This is a genomic window from Streptomyces sp. NP-1717 (genome assembly GCF_022695985.1).
Taxonomy (GTDB): domain Bacteria; phylum Actinomycetota; class Actinomycetes; order Streptomycetales; family Streptomycetaceae; genus Streptomyces.
The window spans coordinates 1-4,255 of the sequence record NZ_JAAPBF010000366.1 but is presented as its reverse complement, the minus strand read 5'-3'; the positions used below and the strand labels follow the sequence as shown (position 1 = coordinate 4,255).

The window sequence follows — 4,255 nt, the reverse complement described above, 5'->3', positions numbered from 1 at the left end:
CGCGCTCTTCCTCACCGTTGCGCCGGAAAGTGGGCGGGGGCACGCTCTGGCACCCTGCCGAACGACGCGGGGGCGTCACCAGCCGTGCTCGGCCAGTACGCCGGAGCCCTCCAGATACCCGAGGAGTCCTTCCCTCGGGTACTCGATGATGTCCTCGGGAAGTTCGTGGACGCTGAACCACTGGAGCGCGAGGCATTTCGCGGGCTCTCTGTTGACAGGGGCACCGGTCCATTCGGTGGCCTCGAAGAAGAACCCGATCCGCTCCACGCTCCCGCTCTGCCTGTGGTGCACGACGTGCACCAGTCGCAGCCTCCCGGGGTCGACCCGCACACCGGTCTCCTCCATCAACTCCCGCGCGGCACCCGCCCTGACGGTCTCGCCCTGATCGAGCTTGCCGGAGGGCGCGTGACCCGTCGGTCGAGCCGGCGGCCCTCCGGGCGACCGCGTTCAGGACCGCCAGCCACCCGCCTCGGCCGTGGCTGTGGCGAACTGGGCGAAGGATCGCGGCGCGCGGCCCAAGGCTCGCTGGACGCCGTCGGAGACGTAGGCGTCCCTGCCTTCCCTCAGTGGCGCGACGACGTCGGCGAAGGCTTCGGCGTCGGCCGGTGGCAGTCCCTGGTGGACGAGGTCCGCGACGTACTCCGCCACGGAGACCGGCACATAGCGGATCTCGCGGCCTGCGGCCGTGGAGATCGTGGCTGCCGCCTCGGTCAGCGTCACGGCCCTGGGGCCGGACAGTTCGTACGTCCGGCCCGTGTGTCCGTCCTCGGTCAGGGCGGCGACCACCACCGCGGCGATGTCCTCCGCGTCGACGAAGCTGGCGCCCCCGTCGCCGGCGGGCAGGCGCAGTTCGCCGGTGCGGACGGCGTCGGCGAAGAAGCCCTCGCTGAAGTTCTGCGCGAACCAGCCCGGTCTGCTGATCGTCCACTCCAGACCGCTCTCCCGCACCGCGGCCTCACTGTCGAGGATGCCCTCCAGGACACCGCCGCTGTCCTTCGCGTAGTCCGGGTCGTCGATCCCGCGCCCCGAGGCGAGGACGATCCGCCGGACCCCGTGCCGCAGCGCCCGTTCGACGAACGGGCGGACGAGCTTCGTACCGTCAAGCTGGACGAGGTAGAGGGACCGCACGCCCTCCAGGGCGGAGTCCCAGCTGCGGCTGTCGGTCCAGTCGAAGGCGTGCTCGCCGTTACGGGCCGCCGCGCGGACCGGCAGCCCCTTGGAGCGGAGTTGGCCGACGACGCGGCGGCCGGACTTGCCGGTCGCCCCGGTCACAAGAATCGGATGTTCAGACATGGCCCCCAGTCAATCGACCGGCGCCGGGACGATCCATGGCCGAGACGCTCCACCCGATGTCCGGGCGTCCACGTCACGGCCATGGATACGGCGAGCCACTGGGGCGTGTCCGCGAAGTCCCGCCTGGCCCGCGACGGCTGGTACGGCACCTCGCCGCGTTGTCGGACCCGGCCGGGTACGCCCGGTACGAGTCCGATCCTCCGCCTCGCGATGCACCGCACCAGACGCCGCGAGCCCCGCCCTACGGGCGGACGGCGCTACTTCGCGGACACCCCCTAGCGGCGCACCAGGCCTCCCGCCGCCGCGCCCTGGACGCCCGCGTGGGGGTCCAGGGGGCGCAGCATGCGGCCCGCCACCTGGACGCGGGACGTGCAGCCGAGCTTCTGCATCACCTTGCGCATGTGGTTCACCGCCGTCCACTCCGCGATGCCCAGCCTGCGCGCGACCTCACGGTTGGTGAGGCCCTCCGTCACCAGCATCGCCACCTCGTGTTCGCGCCTGGTCAGCGAGCCGACCAGATCCGTGGTGCGCGGCTGGTGGTCGGTGCGTTCGATCAGGGCGAGGGCCTGTGCGACGGCCTCGTCCGGGGTGCACTGTCCGCCCTGCTGCCAGGCGGTGTCGAAGGCGCTGCGCCCCATCCTCTCGGTGACCTGGCCGAGCAGGGTGTCGCTGACCGCGTTCGGCTGGCCCGCCAGGGTGTCGCCGACCCGGTGGCGCAGCGCGTCCGAGGCGCCGAGCAGCAGGGCCGCGCGCTCCCAGACCGCCGCCGTGCGGCCGTACTTGTAGGTGAGGAGCTCCGCCAGGACGGCCAGCCCGCGTGCGACTTCCGGCAGATCGCCCCGGTCGTGCAGCAACAGCAGTGCCCGGCAGGCGAGTTGCTCCGCCCGGTCGTAGTCGCCCTGGCCACCGGTGAGACCCGCCAGCGTGAGCTTCGCGCGGGCCGCCGAGCGGGCGTCCTCCGCGCGCTCGAAGAGCCGCACCGCCTCCGTGGCGTGCCGCGCCGCCGACGTCGTGTCGCCCCGGTCCCGGCGGACCTCGGCGAGCCTGGCCAGCACTGCCCCCCGGCACCACTGACCACCGCCCCGCGGGTCGAGGTCCGCCAGGACCAGTGTCAGCAGGTTCTCGGCGGCGGGGAGGTTCCCCTCGATCTGGGCGAGCCTGGCCAGGTGCTGGCGCACGGTCGCGACACCGGGGCCGTCGGCCAGTTCGGTGTACGCGGCCAGCGCCTCGTCCAGCCAGGGCTTGGCCGCCGCCGGGTCGTCCGTCAGGAGCAGCGCCTCGCCGAGCGCCTCCAGGGCGGCCAGGCGTACCCGGTGCCGGTCGATGCCGAGCCGCAGCGCGGCGGACAGCCAGTGCGTGGCGCTCTCCACCTCGCCGCGGAGCAGCCAGTACGGCTGCGCCGCGGTGGCCAGCGTCGCCACCGCCTCGCCGTTGCCCGCCTCGACCAGGAACTCCAGCGCCGCGAGCACGTCCTGATGCCAGTGGTCGAACTGTTCCAGCGCCGCCGTCTGTCCGGGGCCTTCCAACTCGCTGCGTATTCCGTGCAGTTGACGGATGAAGTACACGGCGTGGTCGGCCCGTACCGGCCCCAGTGCGTCCTGCCGTCCGAGGTGTTCCAGGGCGCGCGCCCGGGACCTGCGCAGCATCCAGAACCGGATGCTGCCGTCCCGCTGCTCCTCGGTCAGCAGCGCGCTGTGGTCGACCATCTCCTCCAGCGCCTGCCGGGTGACGTCGAGCGGGAGTTCGAAGACTCCGGCGGCCTCGGCGACACCGAAGCTCTCGGTGAACACCCCGAGCCGTACGAGGAGTTCGACGGCCTGCGGCGCGAGGCCCAGCGTGTCCGGACCCGCCGCCGCGTCCGTGGCGGTGCCCGGCTCCGTCAGCGTGCCCGGCGACCGGCTCAGCTCGTCCAGCAGGGCGCGCGGTGAGCTCACCTTCAGCCGTGACGCGGCCAGTTCGATGGAGAGCGGCAGTCCGTCGAGCATCTGGCAGAGCCTGGCGACGGTCTCGCGGTTCTCCTGGGTGAGCCGGAATCCGGGCCGTACGGCCTTGGTCCGGTCCACGAGCAGGCGTACGGAGTCGACCTGGCCCAGCCGGGTCAGGTCGGCCGTGTCGTGCGCGGTGGGCACCGCGAGGGGGAAGAGCGGGACGCGGTGCTCTCCGTACATGCCGAGCACCTGGGTGCCGACGGTCACCAGACAGAGCCGCCGGGCGGCCGAGCCGACCGCCTCCCAGAGTTCGGCGATGCCGTGCGGTGGGCGGCTTCCGCAGTCGAGTACGAGCAGGAAGTCCCGTCCGCCGAGGTGATCGCGCAGCAGATCGAGCGGGGCGCGCCCGCCCCCTGTGGCACTACTCGCTGACGCACCGTCAGCATCGCTGTCGGGCGCGGGAGACGGCGTCAGCTCCAGGGCCTCCGCGACCGCGCGGGCGAGTCCGCCGTCGGGATCGCCGGTTTCCAGCCGGAGGGTGTCCAGCTCCAAGTACCGTCCGCCGTCCGCGAACTCGCCCGCGATCTGTTCGAAGAGCGCGTCCGCCAGCCGGCTCTTGCCCACGCCGACCGGACCGGTGAGCGTGAGGACCTGCCCGTTCGGGGCGGCGGCGCGAGCCTTGAGATCGGCCAGTTCCGTATCCCTGCCGACCCGTGAGGTGAGCGCGTAGCGCGCCCGTTGGTGGGTGGAAGGCGCGAGGTCCGCGCCCCCTCGCACCGGCTCGACGATCCGTATGGTTCCTTTTGTTCCTTCGTTGTTCTGCGCGCGCATTGCAGCCCCCGTGGCTCATCTTGATCGCACGACCAACTCGATTTTCTCTCCCCCGGAACCTCACAGGCCGCGTCCAACGATCGGTCAAGGCTCGGTCAACGTGTGGTCACTGACGTCACTCCAGTCACACCAGAAACATGGCCGGAAACCTGCTCCGACCACGGAAAAGCCGCCCGCCCGCCGGGAGTTCGGCGAGTGGGCGG

At 72.2% G+C, this 4,255-nt stretch carries 2 protein-coding genes and 1 pseudogene; all 3 read right to left on the bottom strand.

The genetic code is table 11. The features are described from left to right. Positions 1–75 precede the first annotated feature (75 nt). Positions 76–399 (bottom strand): annotated as a pseudogene (locus GXP76_RS34350) (NUDIX domain-containing protein); the annotation flags it as partial. Positions 400–447: 48 nt separating this feature from the next. Next, positions 448–1,293, bottom strand: coding sequence for an SDR family oxidoreductase (locus GXP76_RS34345; RefSeq protein ID WP_242575540.1), 846 nt, complete (start codon positions 1,291–1,293; stop codon positions 448–450). A gap of 275 nt (positions 1,294–1,568) precedes the next feature. Continuing rightward, positions 1,569–4,052 (bottom strand): LuxR C-terminal-related transcriptional regulator, encoded by a 2,484-nt coding sequence (locus GXP76_RS34340; protein WP_242575539.1) that lies wholly within the window; start codon positions 4,050–4,052, stop codon positions 1,569–1,571. Positions 4,053–4,255: the final 203 nt, after the last annotated feature.